This window comes from Tistlia consotensis USBA 355 (assembly GCF_900177295.1).
Classification (GTDB): domain Bacteria; phylum Pseudomonadota; class Alphaproteobacteria; order Kiloniellales; family DSM-21159; genus Tistlia; species Tistlia consotensis.
This window is the reverse complement of the sequence record NZ_FWZX01000001.1, coordinates 81,537-101,180: the sequence shown is the minus strand read 5'-3', so window position 1 is coordinate 101,180 and position 19,644 is coordinate 81,537. Positions and strand designations below refer to the sequence as shown.

Here is a 19,644-nt window from a genome sequence, read left to right as displayed (position 1 = left end):
ATGACAATCGTGTTGCAGGCTCGATGAACTTCAGCCAGATGCGCGCCTTCCACGCGGTCGCCCAGACCGGCAGCTTTTCGCTGGCCGCCCAGCGGCTCGGCGTGACGCAGCCGGCCGTGACCGTGCAGGTCAAGGCGCTGGAGGAGTCGCTCGGCACGCTGCTCTTCGTGCGCGGCGGCGCGCGGGCCGAGCTGACCGCCGACGGCCAGCGGCTGCTCGGCCCCGTGCAGCGCATCGTGCGCACGCTGGAGGAGATCCAGCACGAGATGGCGGCGACCCGCGAGCTGCGGCGCGGCCTGCTGCGCATCGGCCTCTCGACCCCGGCCACGGTGCTCAGCCTGGTCGCGCGCTATGCCGCGCTCTATCCGGGGATCGAGCTGGCGCTCCAGGTCGGCAACACCGACCAGCTGACGGCCGACCTGGCGGCCAGCCGGGTCGACGTCATCTTCGCCTCGCAGATCACCTGCGACGCGCAGTACTTCAACCTGGCGCTCGGCCGGCAGGAGATCGTGCTGGTCGCGCCGGGCGACCATCCGCTGGCCGCGCGCGGCAGCGTCACGCCGCGCGAGCTCGCCGGTCTGCCGCTGGTGCTGCGCGAGGAGGGCTCGGTGACGCGCGCGGTCTTCCTGGCCGCCCTGCGCAAGGCCGGCGTCGAGCCGCGCAGCGTGGCCAGCCTGGGCAGCCGGGAGATGGTCAAGGAGGCGGCGGCGGCCGGCCTCGGCCTGGGGGTGGTCTTCTCCGGCGAGGTCGGCGAGGACCGGCGCCTGGCGACGGTCCGGCTCGACTGCCCCCCCGGTCTCGGCGCCGACCTGGGCGCCGACGTCTACCTGACCTGCCGCACGGACCTGGCCGGGCTCGGCGCCGTCGGTGCCCTGGTCCGCCTCGCCGTCGAGCAGCTCGAGGGCGCCTAGGCCGGGGTCGCGAGCTCCGGCGCGCTGTCCCTCCCGTCGCGGACCAGGCCGGCCGGCGTCACCCGCCAGCTGGTCAGGGTGCGGTCGGCGTGGCGCAGCCGGTGGGTCAGCAGGCGCCGCGTGCAGTCGGCGACGACGCCGGCATGGGCCGGGTCATCGGCGAGGTTGCGGGTCTCCCCGGGGTCCTCTGCGAGGTCGAAGAGCGCCGGCGGCAGGCCGGCGAAATGGACGAAGGCCCAGCGCTCGTCGCGCAGTGCCATGAAGCAGGCCTCCTCGCGCCCGAGGGGCAGCGGGACCTCCGTGCCCAGGACGTCGCGGAAGTCCTGCTCGTAGACGGCGAAGCCGCGCCAGTCCTCCGGGGTCTCGCCGGCGAGGAAGGGCAGCAGCGAGCGGCCGTCGCAGGACGGCGGGATCTCGGCGCCGAGCCAGTCGAGGATCGTCGGCAGCAGGTCGACCGCCTCGGTGAAGCGCTCGACCACCCGGCCGCCCCCGGCCCCCGTGGCGCCGGGCGCGGCGACGACCAGCGGCACGTGGAAGGAGGCGCCGGTCAGGCCGCGCTTGCCGACCAGGCCCTGGTCGCCGAGCTGTTCGCCGTGGTCGCTGGTGAAGAGCACCAGCGTCTCGTCGAGCTGCCCGCTCTCCTCCAGCACCGCCAGGACCCGGCCGACCTCGGCGTCGACCTCGCTGCAGAGCGCGTAGTAGGCGCGGCGCAGCTCGGCGACCTCGGCCGGCGACAGCTCGGCGGCGAGCCCCTCCAGGGCCGGGTGCGCGACCGTCGCCCGGGTGCCGCGGCGCAGGGCCTCGAGGTAGGGGTGGGTGCCGGCCGGGTCGCAGGCCGTCGGAGCCGGCGGCTCGATGCCGCGGTAGGGCGCGAGGTAGGCCTCCGGCGCCGCGAGCGGCGGGTGCGGCCTGAAGAAGCCCAGGTGCAGCAGCCAGTCGCCCTCCGGCGGGCGGCGCAGGAACTCGACGGCGGCCTCGGCGAGCCAGCGGCTGTCGTGCTCCTCGGCCGCGAAGGGTCCGCGGGCCAGCTCACCCCGCAGCGTCGCGAAATGGGCCTCGTAGCTCTCCAGCCTCGGATGCCCGCGGCCCTCGAGCCAGCGCAGGTAGGCCTCGCGCCCGGCCTCGAAGGGGCGCAGCACCTCCCAGCCCTCGGCGATGCTCCAGTGCCGGAAGCGCGGGTCGTCGTGCGGCGTGACCCGCGGGTCGGGGATCGTCGTGGTGTAGCCGATCAGGCAGGGCGCGACGCCGGCGGCGCGCAGCAGCCGGGGCAGGCTCGGCAGGCCCGCCGAGGTCGGCGTCCAGTTGGTCGCGACCCGGTGATTCATCAGGTACTGGCCCGTCGCCAGCGAGGCGCGGCTCGGGCCGCAGGGCGTGCCCTGGACGAAATGACGGGCGAAGGTCGTGCCGCGCGCGGCCAGCCGGCTCAGGTTCGGCGTCGCGACGCAGGGGTGGCCGAGGCTCTCCAGCGTGTCGCCGCGCCACTGGTCGGCGACGATCAGCAGAACCTTGCGGCCCGGGCGGTGGGCCATGGCTCGCCTCAGCGGTCCGTCGGGGCGAGACAGCGCTCGGCAATCGCGCGGAAGTGCGCGAGCGCCGGCGTCGCCCTGTCCGGCACCTTGCCGCCCTCGTCCCAGCGGCGCAGGCGGACGGCGTCCTCGAAGTGCGGGTCGCGCTCGAAGGCGTCGGCTTCCGCCGCGTCCATCGGGCCGCCCTGCAGGCGCAGGGTCATGACCGAGGTCGGCGAGAGCGAGCCGAAGTAGCCGGGCTCGCGCAGGCAGAGGTAGCGCTTGGCGTCGACGTGCAGGCGGATCGGCTCGCAGACCTCGGGGCCGAACAGGCCGGCCAGGGCCTTGGCCGCCAGCGCCTCGTGGCGGTCGTCGACGGCGCGCTCGTAGGCGGCGCGGGTGTCCCGGTGCAGGAGATGGCCGACGTCGTGCAGCAGCGCCGCCGTGACCAGCGCGCCCGAGGCGCCCTCCGCTTCGGCCAGGTGGGCGCACTGCAGGGCATGCTCGATCTGGGTCACCGACTCGCCATAGCTTTCCGCTCCCTTGGCGTCGAACAACCCGAACAGCGTCTCGATGTCCACGGCGCCGATCCTCCCTCAAGTCTCGCCGCCGGATAAATGACGATTATCGACGATGTCGTTAAGTGAAATAAATATTATAATAGAGGCGGCGGCCCGGCCGGAGCCGGACCGCCGCCGCGCGCCCGGAAACGTCGCGAAGGGTCGGGATCAGCCCGACAAGGCGGCACGCAGGCGCTGGGCCTGCTGCACCCCCGCCGTGCCGCTGATCAGCTGGCTCGGGGTCACGGCCTTGCCGTAGTAGGCCTGGGTCGCGTCCTGGTCGAAGGAGATGTCGCTGACCCCGACGTCACCGCCGGCGAAGGCGCCGCCGGCACCGGACCACATCACGATGTCGCCCTTGCCGCCCGCGGCCTCGGCCATCTTCGAGTAGTCGACGACCGTCAGGTCGGCGCCGGCATCGAGCGACCAGTTGTTCTGCTGCTTGAAGCTGTCGACCGCCTTCTGGTCCATCAGCACCATCGCGATCGGACCGGCGGAGACGCCGGCCTGGGCGCCGATCGTGATCGCGCCCATGTCGTAGAAGGCGGGGCTGCTCCACTTGCCGTCCCGGTGGGCCAGCATCACGCCCTCGCCGCCCTTGGCGCCGGCGATCAGCGCGCCCTTGGCGTAGTCGGGCACGACGTAGACGCCCTTGGCGCGCTGCAGCAGCGCGGCCATCTTCGGGTCGGCCTTCATCTTGTGGACGACGCCGGTCGCGCGCTCGATCAGGCTCTTCGCATCGGCGACGGAGTCCGAGCCGGTCTTCGTCGCGCCGGTCTTCATGTCTGTCGTCGCCTTCATGCCGGCCGAGCCGCTCATGTCGCTCGTCGCCGCGGGTGCCGTGCCGGTCGCGCCGGCGCCGCTGTTCATGTGGGCGTCGTTGCCGGCCGCGAAGGCCGGGGCCGCCAGCAGGCCGGCGGCGAGCAGGGCGGTGGTCGTCAGGTACGGAAGCTTCCGCATGGAGATCCTCCAGTTTGTTGCTGAACCGGCGGTCACCGGCCGTTGATCGCGACAACGGGGCCCGCGAGGACGACGTTCCGGCCGGCCGGCCGCGTCAATTCGTCCCGGGGGCCCCAGGATCGCCGCCCTCACCGCGGTGCCCCGATCCGTCCCGCCAGCAGGGCGGCGAAGGTCAGCAGGGCGCCGAGACCGCAGACCTCGGGCCAGCTGCCCCAGGGCTGGGCGGTGCCGGCGGGCGCCGGGCCCTCAGTCCTTGAGGGCGAAGCTGATCTCGCCGGCGATCGGGGCGTTGCGCGCCAGCTCGTGCTGGTAGAGCGCCATGCGGGCGTGGCCGCCGCGCTCCCGGCCGAAGATCTCGATCAGGAGGTCCGAGGCGCCGTTCAGCACCGAGGGCGCGTCCTGGAAGCCGGGTGCGGCGTTGACGTAGCCGACCAGGCGGATCGGCCGCTCGATGCGCGCCAGGTCGCCGAGCACCGCGCGCGCCAGGGCCAGGTGGTTGAGCAGCATCAGCCGCGCCGATTCGTAGCCGTCCGCGACGGTCAGCTCGGCGCCGAGCTTGCCCGGCTTCGGGATCACGTCCGTGCCGCTTGCGTCCTTGACCGTGCCGTAGGTGCCGGAGACGTAGAGGATGTCCCGGTGCACCACGCCCGGCACGAAGGTGCCGATCGCCCGCGGCGGTTCCGGCACCGCGAGGCCGAGCGCCGCCAGGCGCGCCTCGATCCCGGACAAGGGAAGGGGCCTCAGCCGGCCTGCCTCGCCGCCCAGCCGTCGGGGTCGGTCAGGAAGCTGCGCACCTCGGCGACCTGGCCGTCGGTCAGTCGCCCGCTCTCCTCGGCGACGGCCAGCACGTCCCACCAGGTGGCCAGGCCCTGCAGGGCGACGCCCTGCTCGGCGAGGCTGGCGGTCGACTGCGGGAAGATGCCGTAGTGGAAGACGACGAAGCAGTGCTTCACCTCGGCGCCGGCGGCGCGCAGCGCCTCGATGAAGACCAGCTTGGAGCCGCCGTCGGTCGCCAGGTCCTCGACCAGCAGGACGCGCGCGCCCTCGGGAAAGGTGCCCTCGATCTGGGCGTTGCGGCCGAAGCCCTTGGGCTTCTTGCGCACGTAGACCATCGGCAGGTGCAGGGCGTCGCTCAGCCAAGCCGCGAAGGGGATGCCCGCCGTCTCGCCGCCGGCGACGGCGTCGAAGGCCTCGACCCCGGCGCTGCGGGCCAGCTGCTCCAGGCCCAGGCGCATCAAGGTGGCGCGGGCGCGCGGGAAGGAGATGATGCGGCGGCAGTCGACGTAGACCGGGCTCTTGCGGCCCGAGGTGAAGGTGAAGGGCTCGTCCGGCCGGATCAGCACGGCGTCGATCTCGAGCAGGGTCGCGGCGGCCAGGCGCGCCGTGTCGGTCAGCTGGTGCTCGGTCATGGCGGGAGACTCCTCGGATTGCGCGCGCCGGTGATAGCCGCTGGCCGCGCGGCGGGCAACGGCCGTCGCGGCCTTCGGCGGCTTCTGTCGATTGACAGATTGTCGACAATCTGACGATGCTTGCTGCGGGAGAGCGCGCGTCCGTGGGGGACGCGTCGAGAGAACGCGAGAACAGGGGGACCAAGCCATGCTTCGCCGTACCGCGTTGGCGTGCCTCGCCGCCGCCTTCGCCCTTGCCGTCGCCGCCCTGCAGCCGCCCTCCGCGGCGGCCGAGGAGCCGTCGACCTGGGACGCCATCCACGACCGCGGTTCGCTGAGAGTCGGCGTCACCGAGGCGCCGCCCTGGTTCTCCAAGGACCCGGCGAGCGGGGAGTGGGAGGGCCTGGGCTCGGCCATGGGCAAGCAGATGGCCAAGGAGCTGGGCGTCAAGTTCGAGCCGGTCGAGGTGACCTGGGGCACCGCGATCGCCGCGCTGCAGGCCGACAAGATCGACATCATGTTCGTGCTCGACGCGACCCCGCAGCGCGCGCTCGCCGTCGACTTCCCGGCGCACCCGATGCTCTGGTACGCCCTCGCGGTGCTGGCCCGCGACGACATGAAGATCTCGACCTGGGACGACCTCAACAAGGAGGGCGTCAAGGTCGCGGTGCGCCTGGAGCCGAACAAGCGCTGGCGCGACTGGGTCAACACCGCGATCTCCTACTACTACGACACCGGGCAGACCCAGGCCTGGTACGAGGAGTTCCTCAGGAAGTTCGGCGTCGACCCGAAGAGCGTGCCGGCGATCCGCCGCGAGGACTGGTAGGGGGCGTCGGCCGGGCCGGTCCGCCGTCCGACGGCGGGCCGGCTGCGTCCGCTTCGCCCTTCTGCTGCGATGAAAGCGTCGCCCGCCCTTCTCTTACCGGCCTCCTCTTCCTTCGTCATCCTCGCGAAAGCGAGGATCCAGAGGAAAGCGTCGCCTGCTCGGGCCGTCGGTGGTTCGTGCCCACGGCATCGTCTTCTGGATCCTCGCTTTCGCGAGGATGACGAGCGGGAGGAGAAAGCCGCGGCGCGGACCCCGGCCGCGCAGTGCAGCCTCGGAGGGACCTGAATGGGCTACGAGTGGGACTTCGGGATCGTCCTGCGCAACGCCGACCTGCTGCTGCTCGGCCTGGCCAACACGCTCAAGGTGACCGGGCTGGCGCTGGCCTTCGGCCTGCCGCTCGGCCTCGCCCTGGCGCTCGGCCGGCTGTCGCCGCGGCGCTGGCTCAGGGCGCCGGTCGGCCTGGTCGTCGAGTTCTTCCGCTCGACGCCGCCGATCGTCCAGCTGTTCTGGTTCTTCTTCGCCCTGCCGCTGCTCACCGGCATCGAGATCGATCCCTTCCGGGCCTCGGTGCTGACCTTCTCGATCCAGTCCTCGGCCTTCTTCGCCGAGGTCTTCCGCGGCGGCATCGTCTCGATCGAGAGGGGCCAGTGGGAGGCCGCCAAGGCGATCGGCATGGCGCGTGGCCAGGCGCTGCGCCGGGTCGTGCTGCCCCAGGCGGTCAAGCGCATGATCCCGGCTTTCCTGGAACGCGTCATCGAGCTGATGAAGACCACGACCCTGGTCGCCACGGTCTCCTATGCCGACCTGCTGTACCAGGCCAACAACATCGCCCAGCGGACCTACCGGCCGCTCGAGGTCTTCACCGTCGCCGCGGTCCTCTACTTCGTCGTGCTGTTCCCGCTGTCGCTCTCGGTGCGCGGCCTGGAGCGGCGGCTCGCCCGCAGCGGCGAGACGACGGCGCACTAGGGGGGGCCGGATGGATCACGTCTGGGACTTCACCAGCGTCATCGCGAGCCGCAAGCTGCTGCTGATCGGCCTGCTGCACACGGTCGAGCTCGGCGTGCTCTGCCTCGTCCTCGGCCTCACGGCCGGCGCCTTCGTCGGTGCGGCGCGCTATTCGCGCAACCGCTGGGTCAACTGGCCGGCCAGCGCCTTCGTCGAGGTCTTCCGCAACACCCCGGCCCTGGTCCAGATCATCTGGTTCTACTTCGCCTTCCCGATCCTGGTGCCCATCGACATCGACCCCTTCCTCGCCGCGACCCTGGGGCTCAGCCTCAACACCACGGCCTTCGCCGCGGAGATCTACCGCGGCGGCATCCAGTCGCTCGGCCGCGGCCAGTGGGAGGCGGCCAGGGCGCTGGGCATGACCTACGGCCAGCAGCTCACCCGGATCATCCTGCCCCAGGCGGTCAAGCGCATGGTCCCGGCCTTCATGAACCGCGCGGTCGAGCTGATGAAGATGACCTCGCTGGCCTCGGTCATCGCCTACGGCGAGCTGATGCACCAGGCCAAGACGATCTCGACCTACAACTTCAATCCGATCGAGACCTACACCGTGGTCGCGCTGATCTTCTTCGCGCTGATCTATCCGCTCGCCCTGGCCATGCAGCAGGTCGAGCGCCGCCTGAGGAGGAGCGAGTGAGCGAGCAGGGGGGCGAAGTCCTGCGCATCGAGGGCCTGCGCAAGGCCTTCGGTGCGACCGAGGTGCTGAAGGGCATCGACCTCTCGGTCGCCAAGGGCGAGGCGGTGGTGCTGCTCGGCGCCTCGGGCTCGGGCAAGTCGACGCTGCTGCGCTGCGTCAACTTCCTGGAGATCCCGAGCGCCGGTCGCGTCGTCATCGACGGCACGGCGGTCGGGCGGGAGCGCGACGGCGCCGTGCTCTACCGCGAGGCCGAGCTGATCCCGATCCGCGCCCACGTCGGCATGGTCTTCCAGCACTTCAACCTCTTCCCGCACATGACCGCGCGCGAGAACGTCATGGAGGGGCCGCGCACCGTGCTGCGCCTGCCGCGCGCCGAATGCCGCGAGCGCGCCGGGCGCTACCTCGCCAAGGTCGGCCTCGCCGACAAGATGGATGCCTACCCCTCGCACCTCTCGGGCGGCCAGCAGCAGCGCGTCGCGATCGCCCGGGCGCTGGCCATGGAGCCGCGCCTGATGCTGTTCGACGAGGCGACCTCGGCGCTCGACCCGGAGCTGGTCGGCGAGGTGCTGCAGACCATGAAGGACCTGTCTGACGAAGGGATGACCATGCTGATCGTCACGCACGAGCTCGGCTTCGCCTACGCGGTCGCCGACAAGGTGCTGTTCCTGCACGACGGGCGGATCCACGAAGAGGGCCCGCCCGACGAGCTGCTGGTGCGCCCCCGCGAGGCGCGGACCCGCGAGTTCCTGCGCGGCCACGCCAGCTTCCGCCTGCCGGAGGCGGAGTTCTGACCATGGCCGAGAGCGCGTCCAGCCACCTCTCCACCCACGACGCCGAGGCCGATCCGCGCAACGAGGACATCCGGATCTACCTCGACGGCGCGATCGTGCCGCGGGCCGAGGCCAAGGTCTCGGTCTACGATTCCGGCTTCCTGCTCGGCGACGGCGTCTGGGAGGGCCTGCGCCTCTACGACGGCCGCTGGGCCTTCCTGGAGGAGCACCTGGACCGGCTGTTCGAGGCCGCCAAGGCGATCGACCTCGACATCGGCCTCGACCGCGCCGGCGTCGTCGCGGCGCTCGACGCGACCGCGGCGGCCAACGGCATGACCACCAACGTCCATGCCCGCCTGATGGTGACCCGCGGCGTCAAGGCCAAGCCCTTCCAGGACCCGCGCCTGTCGCGGAGCGGGCCGACGGTGGTCATCATCATGGAGCACTCGACGCCCTCGGAAGAGACCTTCCGGCGCGGCATCCGCCTGTTCACCGTGCCGATCGTCCGCGGCCTGCCGATCAGCCAGGACCCCAAGCTCAACTCGCACTCCAAGCTGAACTGCATCCTGGCCGGCATCCATGCCCAGAAGGCGGGCTACGACGAGGCGCTGATGCTCGACCCCCACGGCTTCGTCAACACGACCAACTCCTGCAACTTCTTCGTCGTGCGCAAGGGCGAGGTCTGGACCTCGACCGGCGACTACTGCCTCAACGGCATCACCCGCGGCAAGGTCATCCGGCTGTGCCGCGAGAACGCGATCCCGGTGTTCGAGCGCAACTTCTCGCTGGTCGACGCCTACGGCGCCGAGGAGGCCTTCATCACCGGCACCTTCGGCGCCCAGACGCCGGTCGTCGAGATCGACGGCCGCCGGATCGGGGAGGGCGGGGCCGGGCCGGTGACCCGGCGCATCCGCGCGCTCTACAAGGCGCTGATCGAAAGGCCGGCGGCATGACCGACCTCGCGGCCCTGAAGCCGATCGAGGACCGCACCCGGCGCGGCCAGATCGCCCAGCGCCTGCGCCAGCTGATCGTGTCCGGCGATCTCGCGCCCGGAAGCCGCCTGACCGAGGCCGAGCTCGCCGGCAGGCTCGGCGTCAGCCGCGCGCCGCTGCGCGAGGCGATCCGCGAGCTGGTCGAGCGCGGCCTGCTGGTCAGCGAGCCCTACAAGGGCCTATTCGTGCGCTCGGTGACCCGCGCCGACCTGGAGGAGCTCTATTCCCTGCGCACAGCGCTCGAGCAGTTCGCCTTCCGCCAGGCCTGGCCGAAGCGCACGCCGGAGGCGCTGGCCGAGCTGCGCCGCCGCAACGCGCGCCTGGACGCGGCGATCGCCGCCGGCGACCAGCCCGACCGGGCCATCGACCTGGAGATGGAGCTGCATTCCTGGTGCTACGAGCTGAGCGGCCACCGCCTGCTGCTCGAGTCCTGGCAGCGCATCCGGCCGAACCTGCAGTTCTATTTCGTGCTGCACCAGCGCGCCCACGGCCGCGCCGGGCCGCTGCGCGAGGCACACGACCGCTACGTCGCGCTGGCCTGCGGCGAGGACCTCGAGGCCATGCTGGCGCACCTGGAGAGCCACATGCGCCAGGGTCTGGCGCGCACCCTCTCGTTCATCTGAGGCTCCGGGACAGCGGAACGTTCCCGGGCGCGGGCCTTTGCCGACGGGATGGCGCCGGGCGACCGCCGGCGCCCCCCACCGCTGTCAGACGGAAGGCTTGGCTATGACGGTCGAGAAGAACACCCAGGAGGCCCGCCAGGGCGAGCGCAGCAGGACCGCCTGGCGCACGCTGATCTGGTCGACGACGCTCAGCACCATCGGCGTCGGCGTCGTGCTGATCTGGTACTTCGTCATCCACTGACCGACCGAACTCCCTGCTGGGATGGCCGCCTGTCGGCTGCCATGTCCGTTCCGCAGGTCGCAATCGGCCGGCGCGGCGCTACTCTCATGTTGCGATGCAATATGAGTGCCGGCCGCGGGTCGCCGGGGCGGCGCTCCGGCGTCGTGCAGCAGGCAGCCGGCCAGGGAGAGTCGCGTGGCAGGGGGATTCGTTTGGCGCTGAAAACCAGTTCCGTCGGCTATACCGCGTTCCTGGCCTCGCTGTCGGCGCTGCCGCCGATCTCGATCGACATGAACCTGCCGGCGGTGCCGGGCATCGAGGCGAGCTTCGGCGAGCCCTCCGGCCAGGGCGCCCTGACGCTCAGCCTCTTCGTCGCCGGCTTCCTGATCTCGCCGCTGATCGGTGGCCCGCTGGCCGACCGCTTCGGCCGCCGGCCGTCGCTGCTCGGCGCGCTGAGCGCCTTCGCGCTGGCCTCGCTGGTCTGCGCCGCGGCGCCCTCCTTCCTGACCCTGCTGCTCGGCCGCTTCCTGCAGGGCACTGCGGCCGGCATGGGCGTCGTGCTGCCGCTGGCCATCGTGCGCGACGTCTTCGAGGGGGCGACCGCCCGCCAGCGGCTGTCCCAGGTCACCGCCATGATCGGCGTCGCGCCGCTGATCGCCCCGGCGCTCGGCAGCCTGGTGCTGAGCGTCGCCGACTGGCGCGCGATCTATCTCGCCCAGGGCGCCTGGGGCGCCGTGATGGCCCTGGTCGTCGGCCTGCTGTTCGCCGAGACCCTGCCGCGCGAGCGGCGCCAGCCGCTGCATGCGGCGAGGCTGGTCCGCAACTACGCGACGGTGCTCGGCACCCGGGAGTTCCTCGGCTACGCGCTTTGCTTCGCCTTCGGCTTTGCGGCGCTCTTCGCCTATGTCTCCGGCTCGCCGACCCTGCTGCTCGAGGACCTGGGCATCTCGAAGTTCTGGTTCTCGGCGATCTTCGCCCTGACCTCGGCGGGGCTGATCATGGGCTCGCTGCTCTCGGCCAGGCTCAGCCGCCTGGAGATGCCGGCCGGCCGCCTGGTCGCGTTCTGCCTGGCCGGCACCGGGCTCTGCATCGGCGCCGCCTTCGCCGCCGCCCTGGCCGGCTGGGTCAGGGTCGCGACGATCATCCCCTGCGTGTTCGGCATGATCTTCGCCTTCGGCCTCTCGGCGCCCAGCATGAACCATGCCGCGATCCACCCGCTGCCGCACATGGCCGGCGCCGCCTCCGGCGTGATCCGCTCCCTGCAGATGCTCATGGGCGCGGCTGCCAGCGCCCTGCTGACCGCGCTGATCGGGCCCTTCAGCTCGGCGGTCGCGATGACCGGCACCATGGCGCTCTCGATCCTGCTGGCGATCGCGGCCTACCTGCTGCTGCTGCACGGCCGCGGGCCCCGGCTCGCCGAGCCGATCTCCGGGGCGTCCGGCGCCGAGTGACGCTTGGAGGACAGCCAGTGGCGCCTGGGCGTCTGGCGCGACCCTGCATTCTTGTGCATTTTTCTGCGTTCCTTTCGACAACGCAGCGAATCACGCCCAGATGGATATCCGGCAGTTGCAGTACCTCGCCGCCCTGGCGCGGGAGCGACACTTCACGCGCGCGGCCGCGGCCTGCAACGTCACCCAGCCGACCCTCTCCGGGCGGATCCGCCAGCTCGAGCAGGAGCTCGGCGTGCCGGTGGTCGAGCGCGGCCAGCGCTTCCACGACCTGACGCCCGAGGGCAAGCGGGTGCTCGGCTGGGCGCTCAAGATCCTGGAGAACTGCGACAACCTGAAGGACGAGCTGGCCCTGACCCGCGGCGCGCCGAGCGGCCGGGTCGCGCTCGGCGTCATCCCCTCGGCGCTGCCGACCCTGCCGCCGCTGACCGGCGTGGTGCACGGCCGCTTCCCCGGCCTCGGCTTCTCCGTCGCCTCGATGAGCTCCGAGGAGATCCGCCAGCAGCTCGAGGAGTTCTCGATCGACGCCGGCGTCACCTATCTGGACAACGAGCCGATCGACCGGGCGGTCGTCCGCCCGCTCTACCGCGAGCGCTACCGGCTGTTCGTGCGCCTCGACCATCCGCTGGCCGAGCGCAGGCGGGTCTCCTGGTCGGAGGCCGCCGAGCACCCGCTCTGCGCCCTGACGCCGAACATGCAGAACCGGCGCATCGTCGACGCCGCCTTCCTGCGCGCCGACTGCCGGCCGACCCCCGAGGTCGAGAGCAGCTCGATCATGAACCTCTGCGCCTACGTCCGGGTCGGCGGCTTGGCCAGCGTGCTGCCGGAGCTCTTCGTCGGCATGATCGGCGACGACGGCATCCGCGCGATCCCGCTGGTCGAGCCGACGGTCGAGCACACCGTCGGCCTGGTCACCCTCGACCGCGATCCGCTGCCGCTGGTCGTCGAGGCGCTGCTCGAGGCCGCCACCGCCTACCGCCTGCCCGGCGAGCTGACGGCGCGGCTGTAGCCATTCAGGGAGCCCGACGAGTTGACCCAAGGCATAAGGCGGCCCAATCGGCGCATAGGGAGAATCGATTGGCAGCGGCTTGCCGCTTTGTCCGACCCTGCGCCCGCTTGGCAGGGGCGGAGCGAGGCGATGCAGGCCGACGGCGCGACACCAGCGGATTCCCTTGACACGGCGGTGCTGCGGGCGCTCTGCGCCCGCCACGGCGACGCGCCGGAGCGGCTGATCGAGATCCTCCACGACCTGCAGGAGCTGGCCGGGCACGTCCCCGAGGCGGCGCTGCCGGTGATCGCCGAAGCGCTCAACCTGGGTCGCGCCGAGGTCCACGGCGTCGCCAGCTTCTATCACGACTTCCGGCGGGCGCCGGCCGGGCCCGTCGTCGTGCGGCTGTGCCGCGCCGAGGCCTGCCAGGCCCGTGGCGCGCTCGCCCTGATCGACGAGGCTCTGGAGCAGCGCGGCGCCGCGCTCGGCGAGACCGCGGCCGACGGCGTCACGCTCGAGGCGGTCTACTGCCTCGGCAACTGCGCTCTGGGACCGGCCGGCACGGTCAACGGGCGCCTGCACGGCCGGCTCGGCGCGGATCGGCTGGAGCGCCTGGTCGCCGAGGCGTTCGCCGAGGAGGAGGCGCGATGACCGTCACGCTCTGGCTGCCCGGCGATTCCGCCGCGGCCTCGGTCGGTGCCGACGCGGTCGCGGCGGCGCTGCTCAACGAGGCGGCGTCGCGCGGCCTCGAGCTCCGGCTGCGGCGCAACGGCTCGCGCGGCCTGTTCTGGCTGGAGCCGCTGCTCGAGGTCGAGACCCCGGCCGGCCGGATCGCCTACGGCCCGGTCGCGGCGGACGACGTGCCGGGCCTGCTCGACCGCGGCCTGCTGGAGGGCGCCGGCCATCCGCTCTGCCAGGGCCCGACCGAGGAGATTCCCTACCTGAAGGACCAGGAGCGCCTGACCTTCGCGCGCGTCGGCGTCATCGAGCCCCTCGATCTCGCCGGCTACGAGGCTCAGGGCGGCCTGGCCGGGCTGCGCCGTGCCCTGGCGCTGACCCCGGCGGAGATCGTCGACGCGGTCACCGACTCCGGCCTGCGCGGCCGCGGCGGCGCCGGCTTCCCGGCCGGCATCAAGTGGCGCACCGTGCTGGAGCAGCCGGCGGGCCCCGACGGCGGGTCCAAGTACGTCTGCTGCAACGCCGACGAGGGCGATTCCGGCACCTTCGCCGACCGCCTGCTGATCGAGGGCGACCCCTTCCTGCTGATCGAGGGCCTGGCCATCGCCGGCCTTGCGACCGGCGCCGGGCAGGGCTTCGTCTACCTGCGCTCCGAGTACCCGCGGGCGATCGAGGTCCTGAAGCGGGCGATCTGCGTGATGGAGCAGGCCGGCTGGCTGGGCGACGACCTCGGCGGCTCGGGCCGGACCTTCCGCCTGGAGGTCCGCCGCGGCGCCGGCGCCTACATCTGTGGCGAGGAGTCGGCCATGCTGGAGAGCCTGGAGGGGCGGCGCGGCACGGTGCGCGCCAAGCCACCGATCCCGGCCGTCGCCGGCCTGTTCGGCAGGCCGACCCTGGTCAACAACGTGCTGACCCTGGCCGCCGTGCCGACCATCCTGGCGCGGGGCGCCGCCTTCTACCGCGACTTCGGCCAGGGCCGCTCGCGCGGCACCCAGGCCTTCCAGCTGGCCGGCAACGTCCGGCGCGGCGGCCTGGTCGAGAAGGCCTTCGGCGTCAGCCTGCGTGCGCTGATCGAGGACTTCGGCGGCGGCACGGCGAGTGGCCGGCCGTTCCGTGCGGCCCAGCTCGGCGGCCCGCTCGGCGCCTACGTCGGCGCGGCCCAGCTCGACACGGCGATGGACTACGAGAGTGTCGCGGCGGCCGGCGGCCTGCTCGGCCACGGCGGCATCGTGGTCTTCGACGACACGGTCGACATGGCCCGCATGGCCCGCTTCGCCTTCGAGTTCTGCGAGATCGAGAGCTGCGGCAAGTGCACGCCCTGCCGGATCGGCGCGGTGCGCGGCAAGGAGGCCCTGGAGCGGATCCTCGGCGACCGAGACCTCGCCCGCAACCTCGCCCTGGTCGAGGAGCTCTGCGAGCTGATGGCCGACGGCTCGCTCTGCGCCATGGGCGGCCTGACCCCGATGCCGGTGCTCTCCGCCCTGCGCCTCTTCCCGGAGGACTTCGGCCGCGCGCCGGCCGCGGCGGCGGAGTAGCGAATGATCAGCGCTTCTCTCTTCCCGTCGTCCCGGGCACTAGGCGAGCCTGGACGCCGACAGGCGTCCGGCCTGCGAGCCTTGCGACCCGGGACCCAGGGCCGTTCCGCCACGGCTTGTGGCCCCTGGGTCCCGGATAGCTCGCTTTGCCGACGAAAGCAGAGCTTTCGGGCAAAGCGGCTTCCGGGATGACGATGACAGTGTGGCCGGTCGCTGATCGCAGAGGAACATCACCATGACCCTGATCAAGGAAACCGACCACGGCACGCCGGCGCGCGCGGGCGCGCCGGTCACGCTGGAGATCGACGGCATCGCGGTGACCGTGCCCGAGGGCACCTCGGTGATGCGCGCGGCCCAGGTGGTTGAGCGGCCGCTGCCGAAGCTCTGCGCCACCGACAGCCTGGAGGCCTGGGGCTCCTGCCGGCTCTGCCTGGTCGAGATCGAGGGCGTCAAGGGCACGCCGGCCTCCTGCACCACGCCGGTCCGGCCCGGCATGAAGGTCACGACCCAGTCGGAGCGCCTGGCGCGGCTGCGCCGCGGCACCATGGAGCTCTACATCTCCGACCACCCGCTCGACTGCCTGACCTGCTCGGCCAACGGCGACTGCGAGCTGCAGGACATGGCCGGCGTCGTCGGCCTGCGCGAGGTGCGCTACGGCTTCTGTGGCGAAAACCACTTCGACGCGGCGAGCCGCGAGGCTGTCGACGCCTCGAACCCCTATTTCCAGTTCGATCCGGCCAAGTGCATCGTCTGCTCGCGCTGCGTGCGCGCCTGCGAGGAGGTCCAGGGCACCTTCGCCCTGACCATCGAGGGCCGCGGCTTCGCCTCCAAGGTCTCGGCCGGGCTCGCCTCCGAGGACTTCTTCGCCTCCGACTGCGTGTCCTGCGGCGCCTGCGTCCAGGCCTGCCCGACCGCGACCCTGGAGGAGAAGAAGGTCGTCGAGGCGGGGCTGCCGAGCCGCAGCGTGCTGACGACCTGCGCCTACTGCGGCGTCGGCTGCTCCTTCAAGGCCGAGCTCAAGGGCGACGAGGTGGTGCGCATGGTGCCCTGGAAGGACGGCGGCGCCAACGAGGGCCATTCCTGCGTCAAGGGCCGCTTCGCCTGGGGCTACGCGACGCACCGCGACCGCGTCACCACGCCGATGGTACGCGAGCGCATCACCGATCCCTGGCGCCCGGTCTCCTGGGACGAGGCGATCGGCTTCGCCGCCGGGCGCTTCAAGGCGATCCAAGCCGGGCACGGCAAGGGCGCGATCGGCGGCGTCACCTCGTCGCGCTGCACCAACGAGGAGGTCTTCGTCGTCCAGAAGATGATCCGCGCGGCCTTCGGCAACAACAACGTCGACACCTGCGCGCGGGTCTGCCACTCGCCGACCGGCTACGGCCTGAAGTCGACCTTCGGCACCTCGGCCGGCACCCAGAACTTCCGCTCGGTCGAGCGCGCCGACGTGATCCTGCTGATCGGCGCCAACCCGACCGACGGCCACCCGGTCTTCGCCTCGCGCCTGAAGAAGCGGCTGCGCCAGGGCGCGAAGCTGATCGTCGTCGACCCGCGGCGCATCGACCTGGTGAGGAGCCCGCATGTCGCGGCGGCCGAGCATCTCCAGCTCCGGCCCGGCACCAACGTCGCGGTGATGAACGCGCTGGCCCACACCATCGTCACCGAGCAGCTGGTCGACGGCGCCTTCGTCGCGGCGCGCTGCGACACCGCCGAGTTCGAGCGCTGGCGCGCCTTCGTCGCCGAGGAGCGCAACAGCCCCGAGGCCCTGGAGGAGATCATCGGCGTGCCGGCCGAGCGGCTGCGCGCCGCGGCCCGGCTCTACGCGACCGGCGGCAACGGCGCGATCTACTACGGCCTCGGCGTCACCGAGCACAGCCAGGGCTCGACCATGGTCATCGCGCTCGCCAACCTCGCCATGGCGACCGGCAACATCGGGCGCGAGGGCGTCGGCGTGAACCCGCTGCGCGGCCAGAACAACGTGCAGGGCTCCTGCGACATGGGCTCTTTCCCGCACGAGCTGCCGGGCTATCGCCACGTCGCCGACGCCGCCGTGCGCGGCGGCTTCGAGGCCGACTGGGGCGTGACGCTGTCGCCCGAGCCGGGCCTGCGCATCCCCAACATGCTGGCCGCCGCCGTCGACGGCTCGTTCCGCGGCCTCTTCGTCCAGGGCGAGGACATCGCCCAGTCCGATCCCAACACCCGCCACGTCACGGCGGCGCTCGAGGCCATGGACTGCGTCGTCGTTCAGGACCTCTTCCTCAACGAGACCGCGGCCTACGCCCACGTCTTCCTGCCCGGCACCTCGTTCCTGGAGAAGGACGGCACCTTCACCAACGCCGAGCGGCGCATCAACCGCGTCCGTCCGGTGATGAGGGAGGCCTGCGGCCTGTCGGAATGGGCGGCGGTCTGCCGCCTCGCCGAGGCGCTGGGCTATCCGATGCGCTACGGCTCGGCCGCCGAGATCATGGACGAGATCGCGCGCCTGACCCCGGCCTTCGCCGGCGTCAGCCACGGCCGCCTGGACCGCGAGGGCTCGCTGCAGTGGCCGGTGAACGAGGCCCACCCCGACGGCAGCCCGATCATGCACGTCGGCGGCTTCGTGCGCGGCAAGGGCCGCTTCATGCTGACCGAGTTCGTGCCGACTGACGAGCGGACCAGCCGCTTCTTCCCGCTGATCCTGACCACCGGCCGGATCCTCAGCCAGTACAACGTCGGCGCCCAGACCCGGCGCACCGAGAACCTGCGCTGGCACGGCGAGGACCGGCTGGAGATCCATCCCTTCGACGCCGAGGAGCGCGGCGTCGGCGAGGGCGACCTGGTCTCAGTCGCCAGCCGGGTCGGCGCCACGACCCTGCGCGCCACCGTCACCGAGCGGGTGCCCCAGGGCGTGGTCTACACGACCTTCCACCACCCGCTGACCGGCGCCAACGTGATCACCACCGACTACTCCGACTGGGCGACCGAGTGCCCCGAGTACAAGGTGACCGCGGTGCAGGTCATGCTGTCGAACCTGCCCTCCGACTGGCAGGAGCGGCATCGCGAGCGCAAGGGGCGCCACTACCGCGTCGCCGCGCCGGCGGCCGAGTAGGGGAGGCCGAGTCCCGTGACCCCCGAGGACCTGACCCGCAAGGTCAACCAGATCGCCGCCTTCCACGGCGCCTACCCGCGCGACGAGGCCGTCGACGCCGTCGCCCGGCACATCCGCGACTTCTGGGACCCGCGCATGCGGGAGAAGCTGGCGGCGCTGGTCGCGGCCGGCGGCGAGGGGCTGAGCCCGGTCGCCCTGGCGGCGGCCAAGGAGGTCGTCGGGGAGAGGGCCCGGGTCTGACCACGCGGCGCGCGTCACCGGGCGAGAGACGGCATATCGTCATGGCTGATCTTGGGAAGCGACAGCAGCCTTCGTGATCTCGAACGGCTAGGCTCCGGCCGGAACGGAAGATCGGAGGGCGCCATGCCGAACGCGGAAGAAGGGCCCGACTGGCCCCTGGATCTCCATCGCGTGCTGAAGGCCGCCGAGGTCCGCCAGGTGGCCTATGTCCCCGACGCCGGGCACAGCCGGCTGATCGAGCTCTTCGACGAGGACCCCGAGGTCGTCGCCAACGTGCTGACGACGGAGGAGGAGGGGGTGGCCATCGCGGCCGGCGCCTGGCTCGGCGGCCAGCGGAGCGTGCTGCTGATGCAGTCGAGCGGCGTCGGCAACTGCATCAACATGCTGTCGCTCTCGGCGATCGGCCGCTTCCCGCTGCTGATGCTGGTGACGATGCGCGGCGAGTGGGCCGAGTTCAATCCCTGGCAGGTGCCGATGAGCCGGGCGACGCAGCCGGCGCTGGAGGCGATCGGGGTGCGGGTCCTGCGTGCGGAGACCCCTGCGGACCTGGTCGAGGCCGTCGAGGCAGGCGCCGCCCTCGCCTACGAGGCGGACCAGCAGATCGCCGTGCTGATCGGCCAGCGCCTGCTCGGCCGCAAGAAGTGGTGAGGCCGATGCCCGACTCGAACAGCGACTCGAACAGCCTGCCGGGCCTCGGCCGCCGCGCGGCGGTCGCGGCCCTGCTCCGGGACCGCGGCAACAGGCTCGTCGTCACCGGCCTCGGCTCGCCGACCTACGACGTCCACGCCCTCGGCGACCGGGACGACAACTACTACCTCTGGGGCGCCATGGGCGGTGCCGCGCTGGTCGGCCTCGGCCTCGCCCAGGCGCAGCCGGACCGGCGGGTCCTGGTCGTCACCGGCGACGGCGAGCAGCTGATGGCCCTGGGCGGCCTCGCGACCATCGCGGTGGCGGGGCCGCGCAACCTCGACATCGTGGTGCTCGACAACCAGCACTACGGCGAGACCGGCATGCAGGCGAGCCACACCGGCCGCGGCATCGACCTCGCGGCGGTCGCCGCGGCCTGCGGCTTCGCGGCGACCGGCACCGCCCGCACGCTGCAGGAGGTCGAGGCGCTGGCCGCGACGCTGCGCGAGGCGGCCGAGGGGCCGCGGCTCTTCGCGATCAAGATCGCGGCCGACAACCCGCCGCGCTCCCTGCCGTCGCGCGACGGCGTCCAGATCAAGAACCGCTTCCGCACCCACCTCGGCTTCGCCGCGAGCTGACGCGC

21 protein-coding genes are annotated in these 19,644 nt (G+C 72.2%); 16 read left to right on the top strand and 5 right to left on the bottom strand.

Features of this window, described 5'->3' with window-relative positions; all coding sequences use genetic code 11:
- The first annotated feature begins 23 nt into the window (after positions 1 to 23).
- On the top strand, positions 24 to 911 hold the full coding sequence (locus B9O00_RS00500; protein ID WP_159460053.1) for a LysR substrate-binding domain-containing protein: 888 nt from the start codon (positions 24 to 26) through the stop codon (positions 909 to 911).
- Here B9O00_RS00500 and B9O00_RS00495 read toward each other — a convergent pair.
- The 5 genes from B9O00_RS00495 to B9O00_RS00475 form a co-directional block, all read right to left on the bottom strand.
- Positions 908 to 2,440, bottom strand: a complete 1,533-nt coding sequence (locus B9O00_RS00495; RefSeq protein ID WP_085120467.1) for a sulfatase-like hydrolase/transferase — start codon at positions 2,438 to 2,440, stop codon at positions 908 to 910. The two genes, B9O00_RS00500 and B9O00_RS00495, sit on opposite strands and share 4 nt — an antisense overlap.
- Before the next feature lie 8 nt (positions 2,441 to 2,448).
- The gene (locus tag B9O00_RS00490) at positions 2,449 to 2,997 is read right to left on the bottom strand and encodes a phosphonate degradation HD-domain oxygenase (RefSeq protein ID WP_089229518.1); all 549 of its coding nucleotides are present in this window, start codon (positions 2,995 to 2,997) and stop codon (positions 2,449 to 2,451) included.
- Between the two features lie 147 nt (positions 2,998 to 3,144).
- Complete coding sequence (locus B9O00_RS00485; RefSeq protein WP_085120465.1) at positions 3,145 to 3,936, bottom strand: lipid-binding SYLF domain-containing protein; 792 nt, start codon at positions 3,934 to 3,936, stop codon at positions 3,145 to 3,147.
- A gap of 246 nt (positions 3,937 to 4,182) precedes the next feature.
- The gene (locus B9O00_RS32930; RefSeq protein WP_159460052.1) at positions 4,183 to 4,665 is read right to left on the bottom strand and encodes a RidA family protein; all 483 of its coding nucleotides are present in this window, start codon (positions 4,663 to 4,665) and stop codon (positions 4,183 to 4,185) included.
- A gap of 11 nt (positions 4,666 to 4,676) precedes the next feature.
- On the bottom strand, positions 4,677 to 5,345 hold the full coding sequence (locus B9O00_RS00475) for an orotate phosphoribosyltransferase (protein WP_085120464.1): 669 nt from the start codon (positions 5,343 to 5,345) through the stop codon (positions 4,677 to 4,679).
- A gap of 187 nt (positions 5,346 to 5,532) precedes the next feature.
- On the opposite strand from B9O00_RS00475, the gene B9O00_RS00470 reads away from it, so the two are divergent.
- The 15 genes from B9O00_RS00470 (at position 5,533) to B9O00_RS00405 (ending at position 19,639) form a co-directional block, all read left to right on the top strand.
- A complete protein-coding gene (locus tag B9O00_RS00470) occupies positions 5,533 to 6,150 on the top strand; it encodes a transporter substrate-binding domain-containing protein (RefSeq protein WP_085120463.1) in 618 nt (205 codons plus the stop codon).
- A 285-nt stretch (positions 6,151 to 6,435) separates the two neighbouring features.
- Complete coding sequence (locus B9O00_RS00465; protein WP_085120462.1) at positions 6,436 to 7,116, top strand: amino acid ABC transporter permease; 681 nt, start codon at positions 6,436 to 6,438, stop codon at positions 7,114 to 7,116.
- Between the two features lie 10 nt (positions 7,117 to 7,126).
- Positions 7,127 to 7,792 (top strand): amino acid ABC transporter permease, encoded by a 666-nt coding sequence (locus B9O00_RS00460; RefSeq protein WP_085120461.1) that lies wholly within the window; start codon positions 7,127 to 7,129, stop codon positions 7,790 to 7,792.
- Entirely contained in the window at positions 7,789 to 8,583 is a 795-nt protein-coding gene (locus B9O00_RS00455) for an amino acid ABC transporter ATP-binding protein (protein WP_085120460.1), read from the top strand. Before B9O00_RS00460 ends, B9O00_RS00455 begins: the two co-directional genes overlap by 4 nt.
- Positions 8,584 to 8,585: 2 nt before the next feature.
- Positions 8,586 to 9,515, top strand: coding sequence for an aminotransferase class IV (locus tag B9O00_RS00450; protein ID WP_085120459.1), 930 nt, complete (start codon positions 8,586 to 8,588; stop codon positions 9,513 to 9,515).
- Positions 9,512 to 10,177, top strand: a complete 666-nt coding sequence (locus B9O00_RS00445; RefSeq protein WP_085120458.1) for a GntR family transcriptional regulator — start codon at positions 9,512 to 9,514, stop codon at positions 10,175 to 10,177. The genes B9O00_RS00450 and B9O00_RS00445 overlap by 4 nt, the downstream gene beginning before the upstream one ends.
- Positions 10,178 to 10,280: 103 nt before the next feature.
- A complete protein-coding gene (locus B9O00_RS32925) occupies positions 10,281 to 10,418 on the top strand; it encodes a hypothetical protein (protein WP_159460051.1) in 138 nt (45 codons plus the stop codon).
- A 191-nt stretch (positions 10,419 to 10,609) separates the two neighbouring features.
- Positions 10,610 to 11,848, top strand: a complete 1,239-nt coding sequence (locus B9O00_RS00440; RefSeq protein ID WP_159460050.1) for a multidrug effflux MFS transporter — start codon at positions 10,610 to 10,612, stop codon at positions 11,846 to 11,848.
- 100 nt (positions 11,849 to 11,948) lie between these two features.
- Complete coding sequence (locus B9O00_RS00435; protein ID WP_085120456.1) at positions 11,949 to 12,854, top strand: LysR family transcriptional regulator; 906 nt, start codon at positions 11,949 to 11,951, stop codon at positions 12,852 to 12,854.
- 129 nt (positions 12,855 to 12,983) lie between these two features.
- Entirely contained in the window at positions 12,984 to 13,484 is a 501-nt protein-coding gene (locus B9O00_RS00430) for an NADH-quinone oxidoreductase subunit NuoE family protein (RefSeq protein ID WP_085120455.1), read from the top strand.
- Entirely contained in the window at positions 13,481 to 15,046 is a 1,566-nt protein-coding gene (locus B9O00_RS00425) for a formate dehydrogenase beta subunit (RefSeq protein ID WP_085120454.1), read from the top strand. The genes B9O00_RS00430 and B9O00_RS00425 overlap by 4 nt, the downstream gene beginning before the upstream one ends.
- Before the next feature lie 235 nt (positions 15,047 to 15,281).
- Positions 15,282 to 18,134 carry a formate dehydrogenase subunit alpha gene (gene fdhF / locus B9O00_RS00420; RefSeq protein ID WP_085120453.1) on the top strand — a complete coding sequence of 951 codons (2,853 nt, stop codon included), beginning with the start codon at positions 15,282 to 15,284 and terminating at the stop codon, positions 18,132 to 18,134.
- 15 nt (positions 18,135 to 18,149) lie between these two features.
- The gene (locus B9O00_RS00415; RefSeq protein WP_085120452.1) at positions 18,150 to 18,374 is read left to right on the top strand and encodes a formate dehydrogenase subunit delta; all 225 of its coding nucleotides are present in this window, start codon (positions 18,150 to 18,152) and stop codon (positions 18,372 to 18,374) included.
- A gap of 123 nt (positions 18,375 to 18,497) precedes the next feature.
- Positions 18,498 to 19,022 carry a thiamine pyrophosphate-binding protein gene (locus B9O00_RS00410; protein WP_085120451.1) on the top strand — a complete coding sequence of 175 codons (525 nt, stop codon included), beginning with the start codon at positions 18,498 to 18,500 and terminating at the stop codon, positions 19,020 to 19,022.
- Between the two features lie 5 nt (positions 19,023 to 19,027).
- Complete coding sequence (locus tag B9O00_RS00405) at positions 19,028 to 19,639, top strand: thiamine pyrophosphate-dependent enzyme (RefSeq protein WP_085120450.1); 612 nt, start codon at positions 19,028 to 19,030, stop codon at positions 19,637 to 19,639.
- The last annotated feature ends 5 nt before the right edge of the window (positions 19,640 to 19,644 follow it).